Origin of the sequence: Mameliella sp. AT18, assembly GCF_028807275.1 — a bacterium.
In the GTDB taxonomy this organism is placed as follows: domain Bacteria; phylum Pseudomonadota; class Alphaproteobacteria; order Rhodobacterales; family Rhodobacteraceae; genus Antarctobacter; species Antarctobacter albus.
In genome coordinates this window covers 1-14650 of the sequence record NZ_JARAMO010000192.1, presented here as the reverse complement: position 1 = coordinate 14650, position 14650 = coordinate 1, and the positions used below count along the sequence as shown (strand labels likewise).

Here is a 14650-nt window from a genome sequence, read left to right as displayed (position 1 = left end):
CCGGTCGGGCGGCCCGTGATCAGGCGTCGATCAGCCCGGGTTCTTGTAGAAGGTCCGCCAATCCAGAGGCGCGACACCGGCGTCGATGCGCACCTTCAGCTCGACACCATCGGTCGACCAGGCGGTCTTTTCCTCGATGAAGGGTTCCTGAACGCCGTCCAGGTAGGCCACCTCGACCGTGTCGTGCATGTTGGGATTGGCCGCCATGTACCATGCGGTCGCCGAGGCGTCGTCCAGACGCGCATCGGTCACGACCTCTGCCATGCCCGCCACCGGGTTGTTGGCATGCCCCTTTTGCGCGGTCGGGTCGACGATCGAGGTCATCAACTGCTGGGCCGAGGTTTCCAGCGCGGCAGGCACGAGGAAATAGGAGGGCCGAATGTTGAGCGACGGACCGCTGGCCTTCTCCTTTTGCTTGCGCATAGCTGCCCGGGCAGCGCCCAGCGTGGTCACACTCGGGGCGCCGCCGCTACCAGCCAGGTTGTTGTGGTCGGCGTGGAACAGCGCTGTCCCGTCCGACATGTTCGGGTTCCCGGTCAGAACCGCGTAGCACAGGTTCCCGATCGTGCGCCGCGCCGCCCGGCCCGAGGCACGGGGCAAGCTGGAGAACAGCGATAGGTCATCGTTGATGATCGCTTCGCGCGTGATCTTCAGGATCTTGCCGTAGGTGGCCAGCGTGATCGGTTCGCCACGGTCGCCGATGGTCCCGTACTTGTACTCGCCGCCCTCCGGCTTTTCGGGCAGCGCGTCGATCAGGCCCAGGCCGACGCGCTTGGCCGGGCGGAAATCGGTCAGCGTCCCGGCTCGCGTCCAGATCTGGTAGGTTTCCTCGGCCTCTTCCCACCCCATCAGCGCGGCCTTCTGCGCGATATTGGCCAGGATATTGGCGAAATCGCTGGTGGAATGCGCGCCAGCACCGGACTGCACAAAGGCCTGGCCGACCATGTCCAACCGGCTGCCCGACGCCCGTGCCCCGCTGATCTGCAGCGACTGCCGGGCCAGTTCCGCCAGCGTGAAGCCGGTGAACTCGTTGCGCTCGCCACCCTCAAGGCCCGCACGGGCCATCAGGCCCAGGGCCGCGCCCTGGCGGAACCGGTCGCGTTCATCGGCGGTCACCGATGCGGTGGGGCCACCCACGCCCTGCGTCTTGCTCTGCGCCTTGGTCGCGTAGGCATCGATGGCCTGCGCCCGGAAATCATCGACCGTCACATCGCCCTCGCGGGCCTGTTTGACCGTCTCCGCATCGACGCCCAACTTGGCCGCCACGTCCTCGATGCCCGCGATACGCTCGCGCTCCTGTCGGAGAATCGCGTCACGATCCACCGTCTGGGTCTGCGCCTCACCCGCGGCGCTCTGGGTCTGTTCAGCCATATCGGCCTCCTCTTGGGTATCGACGGCCGCCGCCGCCTCGTCTTGCGCCGCGCCGCTGGCGGCCTCCACAGGCGGGGCCGCGTGCGCCTCGCCTGGCCTCTCTCCGGCAAGATCGCCGGAATGCTGTCGCGCCAGGGGTAGAGAGCCCCTGGACTGGATGCGTGAGCCCATGTCTGCAGGGACGGCACAGACCGACACTTCGTCAGGTCGCCACCGTGTGAAGTACATCACCTCGGTTTCCGCGCCGTCTTCACCGGTTTCGATCCGAACCTCCTGCGCCAGGACGGTGAAACCGACAGAGATGTTGCGCAGAACGCCCTGCGCGATCTTCGACCAGATCGGTTCCACGTCTTCGGTCTGCGCAAAGCGCAGCTTGGCCTTGCAAACCCCTGCGTCGATCCAGGCATCCTCGACCACGCCGATCACACCGTCCGTCCCGTAGGCGAAATGGCTGTCGAGGACCGGGCCGGAGGCGCGCAGGAATTCGAGGTCGACGGCGTCATCCTCGATCACCACGCGCGTCGGCATCCGGCGGACTTCACCGCGATGCATAACCCAGTGATTGACCAGGGCAGCCGTCGAGAAAACGACCTCGACGCTGCGCGCCTCTTCATCGACCGTGCCAAGAGGCGCGGCTTGCGTCATCAGGTCCGGCCTGCGGACTTCTGTCTGTGACTGCGTCATTCTTCACTGTCTCCTGTGTCCAGGTCGCGCAGCATCTCCTGCCAACGCTTCAATCCGGCGATCACCTCTTCTGCCGTGGTGCCGGTCTCTTCGATCACGGATTGGGGGTCGACGAGGTGCGCCTCGATCTGGGCAATGGCCGCCTTTGCGTCCCGCTCCGGGTCGACCCAAGGCCGTTTGGGCGGGACGAACCGCGCCCGGGGCAGAACCTGTGTCCGCAGGTCACCATTGACCTGCCCTGCCCGCATCACGCGCCGCCATGCCGGGCGGCCGGATTGCTGAACCATCAGGTCCGCCTGCCAGACATCGACCAGGCGGTTGAACTCGATCCGCCCTTCGCGCATCGAGGAATAGTTGGCCCTGCTCGTGTCGCCGGTCATCTGCATGTAGGTGACGCCGCTGCCTGCAGCGACGGCATGCAGCCGCTCCTGCATGTGTTCCACCAGGCCACCGCTGGACTCGGGCGCGTTGAATTCCACCCCCCAACCGGGACGGGCCTGGACGATCATGCCCGGCTGCATGCGGTCCAGCGGCGTGCCGTTTGCCGTCGTGATCGGGGCCCCATCCTGCCCTTCGACGCCCTGCATTGCCGCCCCATCGGTGGCATCGTCATGGGCATTGTGGACGACCATCGAAATACAGGCTTCCAGCTTCTTCCGAACCACCTCGGCCTCGGCCAGGTCGTCCAGGTCGCGCAGGACAGTGGCCACCGGCGCAAACCAGGACACCCCCCTGACTTGCCCCGGCCGGAGAACCTCAAAAACGTGATCGACCAGCTCCGCCGGAACCCGGCGAATGTGGTGGCGCAGGCCAGTGACACCGTAGCGATCCCCGGGGTGCTGGGTGTGCATGTGATAGGCAACCCGGCGCCCGATCGCGTCGAACTCCACCCCCTGGACGATCCGCGAACCATCGGCACGAACTTCGTTTGTCTGGTGATCCAACCAATCGCCTTCAACCACGCGGCATCGCCAGAACAGCCGCCCGCCTTCGCGGGTCGGCGTCCAGATCCGCAGCGCCTCGCCGCCCTCCGCCACCGCCCGCATTAGGAGGCGCTGTTGCCCATAGAAGTCCAGTTGCCCTTCCACGTCGCAGCGTTCGACGAACCGTTCCCACTGGTCCCGCGTGACGCGCGACAGGGCCTCTGCCGTGTCCTTGTCATCGGTTGCCAGGGCCACACGAGGCCGAACGCCGGTGCCAGCAATGTGCGAACCCAGGACGCGAACAGCCCGCGAAGCATGCGGCGAGTTGCGGACGAGGTCCCTGGCCGACGCCCGCAGGAACGGCAAAGCGCCCTGCAATTCGGTCGAGGCCGAAGTGTGCGGCCGCGTCCAGCCGACCATGCGCCCGCCCGTGCGCGCAGCATCATAGCCTTGCAAAATCTCGGCTTGTTTCTTCACCGCTGCCAACCGCAGACCGGCTTGTTCGGCGCGCAGATTTGCCTCGGCCCGCCGTGCCCGCCGTTCCGCGAAAATTGTCCCGATGCCGAACATCATCAGCCTCGATGCATCGCGCCAATGGACACGGTCACCGGCGACAGGCCTGCCGATATACGCTGCTGTCCGCGCCAATAGGCGATGGCCCGTTCCATTTCTGCCTGGTTGGCGTATTTCACGCTGCGCCCGTCGCTATAGGTCACTTCGCGCACGCCTTGCGCCATCGCCGTCTCCAGCTTCGTGATCGCCTCGGATGCCGTCACAGCCATTTGTCACCCCTTCCGCCCAGCCAGTCGCCGGGAGTCTCCCGCGGCTTGGCCGGCGGGCTTGCTGGTTTCGTCGTTGTCTTCGGCGCGGCCTCTGCGGCCTGTTCCTTCGGAATCACTGGAACGGTCGCATCGAACAGGTCCGCCTGGCCCTCCGGAGACGGCGCGCTCCGCTCTTCCGCCAGGCGCCGCCATTGATCGTCGGTCATGGAAGTCCACCCTTTGCGTCGGGCAGCGGCTTCGGCGTAAAGCATCGTGTCCAACCCCTCGTTGCGGCGAGACGGTTCGACCAGTTCCCAACGGGACGTGGTGACACCCGAGGTTGACCGACGCAGCACACGCACCTCGGACGTGATCATCCTGTAGAACTCGTCGCCAAGCCCCTTGGCGAACGCCACATGCCCACGCTCTGCAGGGTCCTCTTTGGCCAGCCAGCCGTAGAAATCCCCCTTGAGCTGGCTGACGTTCAGCATGAAGGCGCGCTTCTGGCGTCTCTTGGCCTTCCCGTCCGGCCGGCGTTCGAACTTCTGCGGCGCCATGATCGGACCATTCTGTCCGCTGGCCCCCTTGACGATGATCACCCGTGACCACGGATGCCGTTTTGCAAACGACCAGACATCCTCGGTATAGGTGCCGCCGTCGATCGCCATCATGTCCAGTTGCAGCGGCAACCCGAGGTCCGTCTTCCAACTGGCCTTCAACAGAGCATCCAGGGCGACACGCGCCTCGCTGTCGCCGATGTGATGCGGGATCACCCGGTAGTCGATCACCCAGCGCTGGTAGTTCGCGCCATAGGCCACCACCTGCACCTCTGTCCGGTCGAGCTGACAGTCCACGCCCGCCGTCAGGATCACGCCCCGCGCCGGCACGATGCCGACACCGCGGCCCTCACCGTCCGGCACGTTCTCGACCCGGTCGCGCAGTTTTTCCCAGTCCGGCCCCTTGCTGGCCTGTTCGTAGGGCAGGCCCAGGACATCGTTCCAGAATGTCTGTTCCGTCTCGGCCTCGACCTGGTCGCGCAGCGCCTGTTCGGTTTCGCCGCTGACCTTGGCCGTGGTCCAGCCCATGACCTGCGCGTATTCGTATGCGATCGAGGCCCAGTCCCGCTGTGGCCCGTAGGCACGCCACAGGTGAAAGCCCGGGTGATCGCCGCGGGGGTTCGTCGCCACCCACTTGCCGTTCGCGATCAGCGCCGGCTTGTCCGAATGCCGGATCTCGCAGCCGCAGGCCTCGCAGGTGAAATGCGCATCGGCCAGGTTTTGCGGGTCGATCCGCTTCTTGAAGTTCTCCCAGGTCAGCGGCGCCATGTTGCCGCAATGCGGGCATGGCACGTTGTAGTACCGCTGGTCCGACCGCGCGAAGGCGGCACTGATCCGGCAGGCCCCCAGGATCTGCGGGGTCGAGGCGCGCAGGATCTTCGCATCCTCGAAAGCGGCGGCCCGGCTGACCGCCATCGCCTCGGGGTCGCCCTTGGCGTGCATCTCGAACTTCGACAGGTCGTCCATGACAACCAGCCGGTGCGAGGTCTGCGCCAGGTCATCCGGCGACCCGGCGCTGGTCACCTTCAGGATACCGGACCGGTCCAGCGTTTCCTGCCGAAACTTGGCGTCGCTGTTCTTGTCGGCCCCGCCGCCGCGCCCGAACATGCGCCGCAGCGACGGCGCCGCCCGTCGGATCGGATACCACTTCTGGTCGATCCAGTCGGTGGCCGCCTTGTTCGTCGGGTGCACCACCAGCGAATTGAGCGGCATGTATTCATGCCAGGCCGCCACGGTCGGGTTGATCACCGATTCCGTCTTGGCGATCTGGGCCGACCCCCGCAGCGTCACTTCTCGGCAAGGATGCTCCGGGCTCAGTACCGCGTGGATCTCCGCCAGGAATTGCACCGGACGGATCGAGAACGGGCCGGGAAACGGCGACCGCTCGTCGAAGACGATGTTCTCCCGGCACCAGCGCGTGATGTCGGGTGGCGGCGGCGGGCGCATGGCATCGGCCATCGCCGAGGCGATGACGGCCCGCGCCGAGGTCAGAAAACCCATTTCAGAAATCGGCGTCCTGTTCTTCCGGCGCCATCTCTGCCGCCTCCGCCTCTTGGTCGAGTTGCTGCGCCCGGGCGCTGCGATGCTCGCGCCAGACGTCGATCATGATCTGACGGGCCGTCTTGAAGTCGACTCCCATCTTGTCGGCCACCGCCCGCGCCGCATTCCGCAACACGTTCTCGAACTGGGCCAGTTCCGCCGCCAGCGCGCGCCGGGCTTCACGCCCCGCCTGTTCCGCCAGGACAAGCGTCCCGTCGTCCTGCGCGTTGAGGCGGCGCAGCTTCCGGGCCTCTTCCTCGGCCTTGAGCGTCCGGGCCATTTCATAGCGGGCCTGGTCGGTGGTCCGCAGCGGCGCCGAGTCCCGCTCGGGCACATCCTGCGGGGCCTCAACCGGAGAATCGGTTTCCTCGATCTCGCGCAGCGCCTGCCTGGTCCGGGCGCCGTTCCCCATCATCTGGCCAGGATCCAGCTTCCTGTTCAGCGCATTTGCGCAGGCCGCCAGGTCAAACCGGCGCGACCGCCCGTCCCCCTTGTAGCACCCGTCGAGCTTTCCCTCGGTCACCAGTTGGCTGATGCGGCCTTTGCTCAGGTCCAGCTTTGTCGCCAGTTGTGTCGCCGTCAGTCCGCTCATGCCTTTCCTGCCCGCCTAAACCGTGTCCCGGCTTCTAAACATCCGTTATGTTTAGGCTTTCCATTTAGTTTACCGCCGCGAAACCCACGCGCTTAGCGCCCCCGTATACGTTTATTTCGCCGGAAGGACCCGCTTTCGCTTGACATCTCGCCGGGGGATGGGGCGCCGCCCAGCCGCTGCAGCGCCCCGGCTCTGCTCGCGCCTGTCGGCTGGCGCGCTCGGGGTATCCCGAAACGAGAAGCGCCCGGAGGCATCTCTGCCCCGGGCGCACTTCGGTTCGACGGCACTATGTCAACAGGAGCGGATTTCAGTCAACCCCTTTTCGACCAGGGCGCCACCGCAGGCAGCGCATCGGTCAACTCGAAGAGGTCGAACGTCACCCCGCGCAGCCCCGCCTGAACGTCCATCAACGCCCCGCGCCAGTCGAGATACCGCCGCCGCGCCGCCGCCACCTGCGAGGCCGAGGGTTCCACCGTCACCGGACAGACGGTCACCGACTTGCGCACCTCGCCGCGCCGCGTCCGATACCGGACTTCGCCAACCACCTCGGTCTTGGCCAGCCGCTGGTTCTGGTTTGCCCCGCGCCATCCGCACGGCACCATCCGCTGAGGCCCGATGTCCCAACGGGGGCAGGCACAGGTCCGCGCCAGTTCCGCCACCTGCACCGCCACCGACCAGGGCACCGACCGCCGCAGCACGCTGACCACAACCTCGGCGTCATGGTGCGGCAGGCTGCGCCCACCCGACTGATCGACACGCAGGCACGACCCCGGATCACCCGTGGACAAGGCCATCGCCTCCATGATCCGCCGGGTCGAGTCGCAGCCCACAGGCGCACCGCCGCCAACCTCGTCGTATTCCAGCGCCGCCTTCTCGCGCGCGAAGGCCCATTCCAGCAACAGCCGCACGCTCACCCGCTCGCGCCCATCAGGCCCGACCGGCTGACCACAGCGCCCGACACCCTCCGCCTGCACCGCCGCCCGCGCCCCGATCCCGCGATAGGCCATCATGCCGACACTCCCGCGCCCATCGCCGCGATCCCCCGGCAGCGCTCCACCACTGCCAGCCGCCGCTGGCGCCAGGCCACCTGATCGGGCGGCAGATCATCCCCGCGCGACAACCTCCGCTCAAGATCCCGCAGGTGCCGGATCGGCTCCTCCGCCTCATCCCTCAACATCTTGCAGGCATAGGCCGCCGGCCACCGGCGCGTCCGCTTGACCGAGGCCAGCAACTCCGGCGCCCAGCCCTCGGCAATCGCGTTCTGCCCCAGCGCATGCGCAAAGACCGCCCGCACCAGCGGCGAGGCGCTGTCCTCGGGTGGCTGGATCTCTGCCGCCCAGTCCAGGATCACCTTGGCAATCGGGAACCGGTCCTTGCCCTTGCCGCCCGGATGCGCCGCCACCTGTTCCGCCAGCGCCTCAAGGCTGGGCTCGCTCATGTAGGCCAGGCGCTCGCACAGGTCCTCGACCATGTCGTCGAACTCCGCCTTGGTCAGGCTGGACGGCTTGGCCAGCCCCAGCCGCTTCAATCCATCGACCAGCACGCGCTTCACGCGCGCCTCTCCGTCCTTCTGCTCTGCGGCGTCCATATCGCCCCCTTTCTCAGCCCAATCCCGACTTATCCACAGCGCCAACCGCCCGATCCGTGGCGCCACGCAATTCTGTTCTTCTCTTCTGTGTTCTGTTCTTCTCTCCTCTATGCAGCACAGTGTCATTTTGTGCCGACTTGTGGCGCCACTGTGGAACACTGTGTTCGCCACAGATGGCCGGATTTCCCCTTTGTTTTCAGCGCCCCTTGTTCAAACGGCCCTCAGCCGACGCCGCGTGCAGCGCCCGCTTCACCGAATGTTCGATCTGGGGAAAGCTCCGGCGCCCACGGTGATTGGCCGCCAGCCAGTCGTCGAGCCAGCAGACCAGCGCCCAGTCCTTGGTCAACGCCTCGCTGCACCCGCACTGGCGCAGCGTGACGACAAGACGCCGCCGACGCTCCCGCACCGCCTTGTCGTCATTGGCCAGCTTGCGCGCCTCGCGCCGGTCCAGCGCGTCCTGCGCCACCTCGATCACCACCTCGTGCCCCAGGACGACACCGCCATCGTGGCTGTACTCGCGCCAGCCATGCAGCGGCGTGATCTCCTGGTTCATCAGCTCGTGCCACTGCCCGTCAGAGATCCGCAAAAGCCGCGCCAGCATCCGCTGGTCCACCGGCAGCGACCCGATCGGGTTCTGCTTGCGGGCGTAGAAGAACAGGTTGAGCGCCGCCGCCTGCACCTCCAGCGTGGCCGTCAGGTGCAGCCGCGACGACAGCCAGCGGTCATGCCAGAACTTGGTGAAATAGTCGGTCGCGCCGGACGGGTCGCACAGCTCCTGCGGATATTCCGGCATGTCCTCCACCTCGATTGGCCGCAGATGCTCTCTCACGCCGCCACCTCGCGCACCTTCAAGGCCCAGTAGGCCGCCAGCCGCAGCTGCAGTGCATCTTTGGCCTGACCATAGGCAAAGGCATCCCCGGCCAGACGCGCCGCCAGCAGGGCCTCACAGGCGCCACGCACCGGCCCCAGGGCGTCACCCGCAGGCAAGCCCGGCAGCGCCTCGCAGGCCGAGGCCAGCGGCGACAGCAGGTGAGAATCCCAGGACATCCCGCCCCGGTTGGCCGCCAGCGCGGCGGCGCAGATGACGAACCGCGCGCGCGGGGTCATGCGTCCACCTTCTCTGGCAGCGTGGCCAGCCAAGCGTTGACTTCGCTGGCAGGGAGGACGCAATGAACAGGTTCACGCCGCCGTTGTGGCGTGGCACGCCCCGGCCACGATCCTCGGCTTTCTTCCTCCCGATACTTTTCGCGGGCCTCTTCGATCAGAGCCCGGCACCCAGCATTTGTACCGGGGTAAACTGTCCACTCTCCATCAGTTCGTCCGGCATTGCCTCCGTACTTGCGAGGCATGTCGTCGATGATCCCGTGAAGAACATCCTTCCGTGCACCGCGCAACGGCATAAGCCTCCAGTAAGCGTCCGCCCCTCCACTCACCCCGCATCCTCCGCCATCGCCTTCTCGAAAACCCCCACCTGCGCCGCCAGCTCGAACAGCCCGGCAGAGGTCAGCCCATCGTCCCCGCCCACCATGCCGCTCAGCAGCACCTTGTCCGGCGCGGGACTGTCGGGCGCGGCAAAGACACCAAAAGTCCCCTGCCCGCCCTCCAGCACCAGCTTCACCCGCAGATGCGCCAGAGGCACCACGAGCCGCATGACACCCGGCGCGCTCATGACGCACCCACGAAGTCGATGAGGTTTTGGCGAAACTCGACCCGGGCAGACCCCTGCGCGCTCACATCGAAGACCGCAGGGGCCGAAGACCGGATCACGCAACCAAGGATCGTCACGGTGCGCACCGGACCGGACACCGCAAACCCCTCGGTGATGCGCAGATGGCTGTCGCGGATGGCAACACGCTCCCCATCGGTCCAGATCCCGTGCCGCGCCGCAGGGGACGCGAAATCGACCGGCGCACCGGAAAACAGCGCCCTCAACGCCGGGCTGTCGTCGCGCAGCCCATCGGCAAAGATCACCGGACGGCTGGACGCCGGCACGGGCGGCAGGGCGACGGCCAGCGCCGCCGCCCCACCCAGCCGCAGCACGCCGCGCCGCGTGACCTGCCCCATGTGCCCCGCCCCGCTCATGCCGCCCGCACCCGGTGCCAGATCCCCTCGACCGACTTCACCGGCAGGGAATGCGCCGCCGCCACTTCGGACAGGCGCCGGTAACTGCCTTTCCGCCCGATCCCGGCCAGCGCCTGGACAACCTCCGCCCCGAACCGATCCCGCAGGCGATCCAGCGGGTCGGGCCCCGCCTTGGCGACAGGCTTGGACGGCACCGCCGCCACCCGCGGCACATCAGGCACCGCCGCGACCGGCGCCGCGTCCAGCGCCGGCAGGGCGCCGCGCTTGCGCAGCCGCACCTGCCATTTGCGCACCGTCGTCACCGGAATCCCCAGCGCCTCGGCAATTTCGGACTGCGTACAGCCCGACCGCGTCTTGGCGGCAATCGCCTCCGCCCGGCACCGGATTTCCTCGCGCCGCCCTGCGCCGAACGTGATGCCCTCCCGACGCGCGGCCGAGGCCACGGCAGGTTTCGTCACCCCCAATTCACCCGCGACGGAGGCGGCAGTGAACCCTTCCCCGGCCCGCTTGCGGATCAGGTCGACATCCTCCGGGCTCAAACGGTTCGAGGGCGTATTCGCGTCCAGCTTCATCGCCCGGCGGTGGCGCCAGACCGTGTTGACCGCCACCCCCAGCGTATCGGCGATCTCGCGATCGCTGAGCCCGCGCGCGTGCAACACGCGCAGCCGGTCCCTGTTCACAAAGGCCTGTCCCATCACATCCTCCTGTTCAATCGGGGCGTCACAGCGGATCCCCCTCCGGCGGGCGGTCATCGACGGCAAAGAACACCTCGCCAAAGTCGATCACGCAGGCCAGGCCATCCGGCCCGACCCGCAGCGCCGTCCATTCGCCCAGCTCGGGGTGCGCGTAGATCTCGACGACAGACCCCTGCGACAGCATCACGGCGACCCGGCGCTGGCCGAACCCTTCCGCCAGGTCGACCTTGATCCGATCACGCTCCGCGCAGCCCTGCACCGCCTGCGCCGCCACGCCGGAGGCCAGCAACAGAAAGACCCCGGCGGCCATGAGGAACCGCCGGGGCAGGTGCCGCGCGCAAAACAAGGCAGAAGCGCGCAGGGAAGTGACTTTGCGCCGGGTCTGCGGCCCGCCGGACCCGGCACCGGCGGTGGTAACGACGCACACCGGGAGTTCACTGCGGTGTGCGGCGGTGGCCTCCCACCACGCGCCAGCAACCACAGCACGCGACGGGATCTGATTGCGCAGGCCGGAGACCGCCCGGGGGGACGTCTGCACGCCCCCGGCCTGCTGACCGGCGCCATGCCCGAGCGCCGGTTTTCCGTGAGTGATGGGCGGGCAGATCATGGGCACCCCGCCAGCTTGGACCGCGCCGCCGTCAGCGCCTCGATCGCCTCGTCGACCTCGACAATCGCCTGCCCCGTGTCGCGGGCCGTGTCCGATTGCTGGGCCGCAAGAATGGCCGCCACGGCCTCGCCGGATTCCTTGCTGATGACCCCGGCATGTTCGAACAGGTGGCCCGAGGCACGGTTCCCGTCCGGGCTCAGCCGCCGGGCCATCATCCGCGTGACCGGGTAGCGCCCGGCGGCATCCTCCAGCGCCCAGACATAGGCCAAGGGCCACTGCAACTGCCCGCTGAGGTACTTGGACAGGGTGCCCTTGCCGACCTGCCCGCCAAGCCGCGCATTGATCGTCTCGGCGGCAGCGTCGAGACAGCCGAACGTGCCGTCGATCAGCGCCGACATGGCGGCATTGATGGTGCGCGCGTCACTCATCCGGAAACCTCGTTTCCTGTGCATCCGCGCGCGAGGCAGGCAGGCTGCGGGCATGGGACAGACAGACCGACAGCATGTTGACGAAACGCCAAGGCAGGGCGGAAACTGCGGGCGCGCCGGGCGGCACCCCGGACGCGCCCAACCACATGACGCCAGAAGGAAAACGTCACATGGAAAGAGACGAAGTGGCCCAGCTCATCCTGCGGCAGGCCGGCGAAATCCACGCCCTGAAAACCGTCCTGGCCCAGCTGATCGCCCGCCTCGCGGCGGACCATCCGGACACCGAGGGCTATGTCCTGACGCTTACCGCAGGCGTGCGCGGCGCGTCCGAGGCCACGGACCTGCCCCCGGCGATGCTCGATGCGATGGAAGGCGTGGCCGACATGATCGAGGACATGGCCCTGAACGACTGACTCACGCATCGCGGGACCTCCCGCGCAGCCGGAACGCCGCTTCGGCACCCCGCGCCGCGTCCCGCGACCGCGCCTCTGCAGCCGCAATCGCACCCTCCCAATTCAGCCGCGCCTCGCGCCGCGCCACCTCGGCGCGGTGCCGGATCGCCCACGCCGCAAGACAGCCCGCGCCGAACCCGGCAAGCGCGCCAACCAGGGCGGCGAGGAAGAGGAAGGCGGAGAAGGCGGCGGGGGTCATGTCGTTCCCTCGCTTGCGAGGGAACCCCCGGCAGGCGCATCGCCTTGCGATGCTGCCGAGAGGGCGGCGCTCTCACCCCGATTGGCCGCGACAAGCTCCTCGTATGTAAGGTCTGCTCCTCGCCTCTTGGCTACCTCAATCAGCTGCGGATACCGGCGCGCCGGTATGCCCCGGTGCCGCCAACTTTGGACCGTCGAGTACGGCTCACCCAGATCTTTTGCCAACTCTGAGATGCTGGGCCAGATGTTCAACAGGATTTCCATGACAAGACTCAATGCACAACGCATAAAGCCCTGTCAACGCAAAACGCATTACGCACCCATGTACGCGTTGAGTATGGAAGAGATTCATGACCGGCTTCGCGCCGCCCGAATGCAGGCAGGATACGAGACGAGTTCGGATGCGGCTCGCGCGTTTGGCTGGACAATATCAACCTATGCCGGCCACGAAAACGGATCGCGGGGTATCCGCCAGGAGGCCGCGCAACGATATGCCTCGGCCTTTAACGTGTCGGTGGAATGGCTGACCTACGGGACCGGAACGCCAACCAGCCGCCCCACGGCAAAGCGCTCCGCCATCCCCGGGTTCGGAGAGCCAGCTGCCGAGCCTCTGAAACCCTCAAGCGCCTTGTCAGTACGCTCTTTTCAAAAGAAAACTTCCGAAGAATCCCGCACAGATGCGGCGCCCTTTCAGGTCTCTCGCGACTTCCCTCACCTGGGCATCCAAGCGGGGGATGTAATTTTCGTAAACCTTAAGGCGCCAGCCCGGAACGGGGATATCGTGCTTGCCAACTACGTTGACCCAATCACCGCCAGTGCAACAACCCTTATTCGGCGCCTAGTCGGAAACTCACTTGTCGGCAGCGCCAGCGAGCCAATCGTCGACCTATCTTCGGACATCTCGGTATCAGGACCCATCGACGGCCTAACGCGGGTATTCAACGCCCGCTAGCCATCGCATAACGCATTTTGCATTGACAGGAAGTTATGCATTACGCATAAATCGCCACCATCAACCGATGGAGGCCCTATGCGTATCCCCCGCGATTTCACCGCCGACCTGGTCGTGCCGCCCTCGGGCGCGGTTGACCGGATCACCAGTCTGGACGCCTGGCTGCGGCTGAAAGCCCGCCAGCAGCTCGAAGACGGCACCAGCGCCGCCATCGACCCGCAGCGCCTCTCGCGCCTCCTGCGCCTGCCCACCCCCGTCAACGAAATCGACGCCGCCCTTGTCCGCGCCCTGCCCGCCACCCGCGCCGCCATCGCGCGGCACCGGTCGGAAGGCGGTGCGGCATGACCCCGCATGACCAATGGGGCGGTCAGCAGATCGCCGAACACACCTACGGCACCAGTGATGCCGGAATGGAGGACATCGGCATGGGTGAGGCACCGCGCGTGGACACGCGGCCCATCCAACAGGTCTTCCCGCGCCTGCACCTCTCGGCCCTGGCCGCCGAGGTCGCAGAGCGCGAGGCCGCCCGGCGCAGGCCCCGTCGCTGGGCCTTTGCCCTGCCCATCCTCGCGATCCTCGCGCTGACCGCCGCGCGCCTGACACTTGGGGCGCCGTGATGAAGACGATCCTCAGCATCGTCGCGGGCGTCCTGCTGATCGCCACCGCCGTCATGGCGCTGATGCTGGGCCGCGAATGGCCCGTCATGCGCCGCGGCGAACGCCAGGCCGCGGTCTGCCTGGTCGCCCTCTTCGCCGCCGTCACGGCGGGCCTGACCCTCTACGCACGAGGCCTGCAATGACCCCCGCCGAGGCCCGCGCAATCCTCGCCCTGCCCGCCGAGCACGACGACGCCACGATCCGCGACGCCGCCCGCCTGCTGATCGAGGTGGGCAGCTCCGACGAAATCAAGGACGCCCGCAGGTTCCTCAGCTTCGGCCTGCGCCACCAGCCAGGAACGCCGCAATGACCGACACGACGATGCCACTCACCGGGCCGGACGGGCGAACCTCGGAACCCTTCACCCTCTCCGACATGAAGGCTGCGTCCGACAAGCTGCCCGGGCGCACCCCGATGAAGGAAACAGAGGCCGACCGCGCCGTCTCGGACAATGCCTACGGTGTCGCGGCGGGAGAGCTGAAACAGTTCATCGAACGGGTCGAACGCCTCGAAGAGGAAAAGGCCGAGATCGCGGGGCAGATCAAGGAGGTCATGGCCGAGGCCA

General features: G+C 67.2%; 23 protein-coding genes. 7 read left to right on the top strand and 16 right to left on the bottom strand.

The window, feature by feature from the left end; all coding sequences use genetic code 11:
* Positions 1 to 30: 30 nt before the first annotated feature.
* From PVW46_RS17025 to PVW46_RS16960, 14 genes are all read right to left on the bottom strand, one after another.
* Positions 31 to 2055: a prohead protease/major capsid protein fusion protein gene (locus tag PVW46_RS17025; protein WP_069211075.1), complete on the bottom strand. Its 2025-nt coding sequence runs from the start codon at positions 2053 to 2055 to the stop codon at positions 31 to 33.
* On the bottom strand, positions 2052 to 3551 hold the full coding sequence (locus tag PVW46_RS17020; RefSeq protein WP_083242465.1) for a phage portal protein: 1500 nt from the start codon (positions 3549 to 3551) through the stop codon (positions 2052 to 2054). The genes PVW46_RS17025 and PVW46_RS17020 overlap by 4 nt, the downstream gene beginning before the upstream one ends.
* Positions 3551 to 3760: a phage head-tail joining protein gene (locus PVW46_RS17015; RefSeq protein ID WP_069211077.1), complete on the bottom strand. Its 210-nt coding sequence runs from the start codon at positions 3758 to 3760 to the stop codon at positions 3551 to 3553. The genes PVW46_RS17020 and PVW46_RS17015 overlap by 1 nt, the downstream gene beginning before the upstream one ends.
* Positions 3751 to 5796 (bottom strand): phage terminase large subunit family protein, encoded by a 2046-nt coding sequence (locus PVW46_RS17010; protein ID WP_069211078.1) that lies wholly within the window; start codon positions 5794 to 5796, stop codon positions 3751 to 3753. Before PVW46_RS17010 ends, PVW46_RS17015 begins: the two co-directional genes overlap by 10 nt.
* Position 5797: 1 nt before the next feature.
* Positions 5798 to 6427, bottom strand: coding sequence for a hypothetical protein (locus PVW46_RS17005; RefSeq protein WP_069211079.1), 630 nt, complete (start codon positions 6425 to 6427; stop codon positions 5798 to 5800).
* A gap of 311 nt (positions 6428 to 6738) precedes the next feature.
* Positions 6739 to 7437, bottom strand: coding sequence for a hypothetical protein (locus PVW46_RS17000; protein ID WP_069211080.1), 699 nt, complete (start codon positions 7435 to 7437; stop codon positions 6739 to 6741).
* Complete coding sequence (locus PVW46_RS16995) at positions 7434 to 8015, bottom strand: hypothetical protein (protein ID WP_069211713.1); 582 nt, start codon at positions 8013 to 8015, stop codon at positions 7434 to 7436. Before PVW46_RS16995 ends, PVW46_RS17000 begins: the two co-directional genes overlap by 4 nt.
* Positions 8016 to 8211: 196 nt before the next feature.
* Positions 8212 to 8844 carry a hypothetical protein gene (locus tag PVW46_RS16990; RefSeq protein WP_043146231.1) on the bottom strand — a complete coding sequence of 211 codons (633 nt, stop codon included), beginning with the start codon at positions 8842 to 8844 and terminating at the stop codon, positions 8212 to 8214.
* Positions 8841 to 9122, bottom strand: a complete 282-nt coding sequence (locus PVW46_RS16985) for a hypothetical protein (RefSeq protein WP_069211714.1) — start codon at positions 9120 to 9122, stop codon at positions 8841 to 8843. The genes PVW46_RS16990 and PVW46_RS16985 overlap by 4 nt, the downstream gene beginning before the upstream one ends.
* A gap of 322 nt (positions 9123 to 9444) precedes the next feature.
* Positions 9445 to 9684 carry a hypothetical protein gene (locus PVW46_RS16980; RefSeq protein WP_139132458.1) on the bottom strand — a complete coding sequence of 80 codons (240 nt, stop codon included), beginning with the start codon at positions 9682 to 9684 and terminating at the stop codon, positions 9445 to 9447.
* Entirely contained in the window at positions 9681 to 10097 is a 417-nt protein-coding gene (locus tag PVW46_RS16975; protein WP_274576801.1) for a hypothetical protein, read from the bottom strand. The genes PVW46_RS16980 and PVW46_RS16975 overlap by 4 nt, the downstream gene beginning before the upstream one ends.
* Positions 10094 to 10792: a sigma-70 RNA polymerase sigma factor region 4 domain-containing protein gene (locus tag PVW46_RS16970; protein WP_069211872.1), complete on the bottom strand. Its 699-nt coding sequence runs from the start codon at positions 10790 to 10792 to the stop codon at positions 10094 to 10096. The genes PVW46_RS16975 and PVW46_RS16970 overlap by 4 nt, the downstream gene beginning before the upstream one ends.
* 25 nt (positions 10793 to 10817) lie before the next feature.
* Positions 10818 to 11219, bottom strand: a complete 402-nt coding sequence (locus PVW46_RS16965; RefSeq protein ID WP_274576796.1) for a hypothetical protein — start codon at positions 11217 to 11219, stop codon at positions 10818 to 10820.
* Positions 11220 to 11395: 176 nt separating this feature from the next.
* On the bottom strand, positions 11396 to 11827 hold the full coding sequence (locus PVW46_RS16960; RefSeq protein ID WP_074621690.1) for a hypothetical protein: 432 nt from the start codon (positions 11825 to 11827) through the stop codon (positions 11396 to 11398).
* 170 nt (positions 11828 to 11997) lie between these two features.
* Here PVW46_RS16960 and PVW46_RS16955 point away from each other — a divergent pair, with 170 nt between their 5' ends.
* Complete coding sequence (locus PVW46_RS16955) at positions 11998 to 12240, top strand: hypothetical protein (RefSeq protein WP_069210237.1); 243 nt, start codon at positions 11998 to 12000, stop codon at positions 12238 to 12240.
* A 1-nt stretch (position 12241) separates the two neighbouring features.
* Here the strand turns inward: PVW46_RS16955 and PVW46_RS16950 are convergent, their stop codons facing one another.
* Positions 12242 to 12478, bottom strand: a complete 237-nt coding sequence (locus PVW46_RS16950; RefSeq protein WP_069210238.1) for a hypothetical protein — start codon at positions 12476 to 12478, stop codon at positions 12242 to 12244.
* The gene (locus PVW46_RS28800; protein WP_069210239.1) at positions 12475 to 12741 is read right to left on the bottom strand and encodes a carph-isopro domain-containing protein; all 267 of its coding nucleotides are present in this window, start codon (positions 12739 to 12741) and stop codon (positions 12475 to 12477) included. The genes PVW46_RS16950 and PVW46_RS28800 overlap by 4 nt, the downstream gene beginning before the upstream one ends.
* Here PVW46_RS28800 and PVW46_RS16945 point away from each other — a divergent pair.
* The 6 genes from PVW46_RS16945 to PVW46_RS16920 form a co-directional block, all read left to right on the top strand.
* Entirely contained in the window at positions 12710 to 13429 is a 720-nt protein-coding gene (locus PVW46_RS16945; protein WP_274576784.1) for a helix-turn-helix domain-containing protein, read from the top strand. The two genes, PVW46_RS28800 and PVW46_RS16945, sit on opposite strands and share 32 nt — an antisense overlap.
* Positions 13430 to 13507: 78 nt before the next feature.
* Positions 13508 to 13774, top strand: a complete 267-nt coding sequence (locus PVW46_RS16940) for a hypothetical protein (protein ID WP_069210240.1) — start codon at positions 13508 to 13510, stop codon at positions 13772 to 13774.
* Positions 13771 to 14046, top strand: coding sequence for a hypothetical protein (locus tag PVW46_RS16935; protein ID WP_069210241.1), 276 nt, complete (start codon positions 13771 to 13773; stop codon positions 14044 to 14046). The genes PVW46_RS16940 and PVW46_RS16935 overlap by 4 nt, the downstream gene beginning before the upstream one ends.
* Entirely contained in the window at positions 14043 to 14228 is a 186-nt protein-coding gene (locus PVW46_RS16930; RefSeq protein ID WP_274576782.1) for a hypothetical protein, read from the top strand. Before PVW46_RS16935 ends, PVW46_RS16930 begins: the two co-directional genes overlap by 4 nt.
* Complete coding sequence (locus tag PVW46_RS16925) at positions 14225 to 14395, top strand: hypothetical protein (protein WP_274576780.1); 171 nt, start codon at positions 14225 to 14227, stop codon at positions 14393 to 14395. The genes PVW46_RS16930 and PVW46_RS16925 overlap by 4 nt, the downstream gene beginning before the upstream one ends.
* Positions 14396 to 14460: 65 nt before the next feature.
* Positions 14461 to 14650 (top strand): DUF2312 domain-containing protein (locus PVW46_RS16920; RefSeq protein WP_274576825.1); only part of this gene is annotated, 190 nt, incomplete at its 3' end.

Coding starts and splice junctions, on each gene's coding strand:
- PVW46_RS17025 (WP_069211075.1), bottom strand. CDS start 2,055: ATGACGCAGTCACAGACAGAAGTCCGCAGGCCGGACCTGATGACGCAA.
- PVW46_RS17020 (WP_083242465.1), bottom strand. CDS start 3,551: ATGATGTTCGGCATCGGGACAATTTTCGCGGAACGGCGGGCACGGCGG.
- PVW46_RS17015 (WP_069211077.1), bottom strand. CDS start 3,760: ATGGCTGTGACGGCATCCGAGGCGATCACGAAGCTGGAGACGGCGATG.
- PVW46_RS17010 (WP_069211078.1), bottom strand. CDS start 5,796: ATGGGTTTTCTGACCTCGGCGCGGGCCGTCATCGCCTCGGCGATGGCC.
- PVW46_RS17005 (WP_069211079.1), bottom strand. CDS start 6,427: ATGAGCGGACTGACGGCGACACAACTGGCGACAAAGCTGGACCTGAGC.
- PVW46_RS17000 (WP_069211080.1), bottom strand. CDS start 7,437: ATGATGGCCTATCGCGGGATCGGGGCGCGGGCGGCGGTGCAGGCGGAG.
- PVW46_RS16995 (WP_069211713.1), bottom strand. CDS start 8,015: ATGGACGCCGCAGAGCAGAAGGACGGAGAGGCGCGCGTGAAGCGCGTG.
- PVW46_RS16985 (WP_069211714.1), bottom strand. CDS start 9,122: ATGACCCCGCGCGCGCGGTTCGTCATCTGCGCCGCCGCGCTGGCGGCC.
- PVW46_RS16980 (WP_139132458.1), bottom strand. CDS start 9,684: ATGAGCGCGCCGGGTGTCATGCGGCTCGTGGTGCCTCTGGCGCATCTG.
- PVW46_RS16975 (WP_274576801.1), bottom strand. CDS start 10,097: ATGAGCGGGGCGGGGCACATGGGGCAGGTCACGCGGCGCGGCGTGCTG.
- PVW46_RS16970 (WP_069211872.1), bottom strand. CDS start 10,792: ATGGGACAGGCCTTTGTGAACAGGGACCGGCTGCGCGTGTTGCACGCG.
- PVW46_RS16960 (WP_074621690.1), bottom strand. CDS start 11,827: ATGAGTGACGCGCGCACCATCAATGCCGCCATGTCGGCGCTGATCGAC.
- PVW46_RS16955 (WP_069210237.1), top strand. CDS start 11,998: ATGGAAAGAGACGAAGTGGCCCAGCTCATCCTGCGGCAGGCCGGCGAA.
- PVW46_RS16950 (WP_069210238.1), bottom strand. CDS start 12,478: ATGACCCCCGCCGCCTTCTCCGCCTTCCTCTTCCTCGCCGCCCTGGTT.
- PVW46_RS16945 (WP_274576784.1), top strand. CDS start 12,710: ATGCTGGGCCAGATGTTCAACAGGATTTCCATGACAAGACTCAATGCA.
- PVW46_RS28800 (WP_069210239.1), bottom strand. CDS start 12,741: ATGGAAATCCTGTTGAACATCTGGCCCAGCATCTCAGAGTTGGCAAAA.
- PVW46_RS16940 (WP_069210240.1), top strand. CDS start 13,508: ATGCGTATCCCCCGCGATTTCACCGCCGACCTGGTCGTGCCGCCCTCG.
- PVW46_RS16935 (WP_069210241.1), top strand. CDS start 13,771: ATGACCCCGCATGACCAATGGGGCGGTCAGCAGATCGCCGAACACACC.
- PVW46_RS16925 (WP_274576780.1), top strand. CDS start 14,225: ATGACCCCCGCCGAGGCCCGCGCAATCCTCGCCCTGCCCGCCGAGCAC.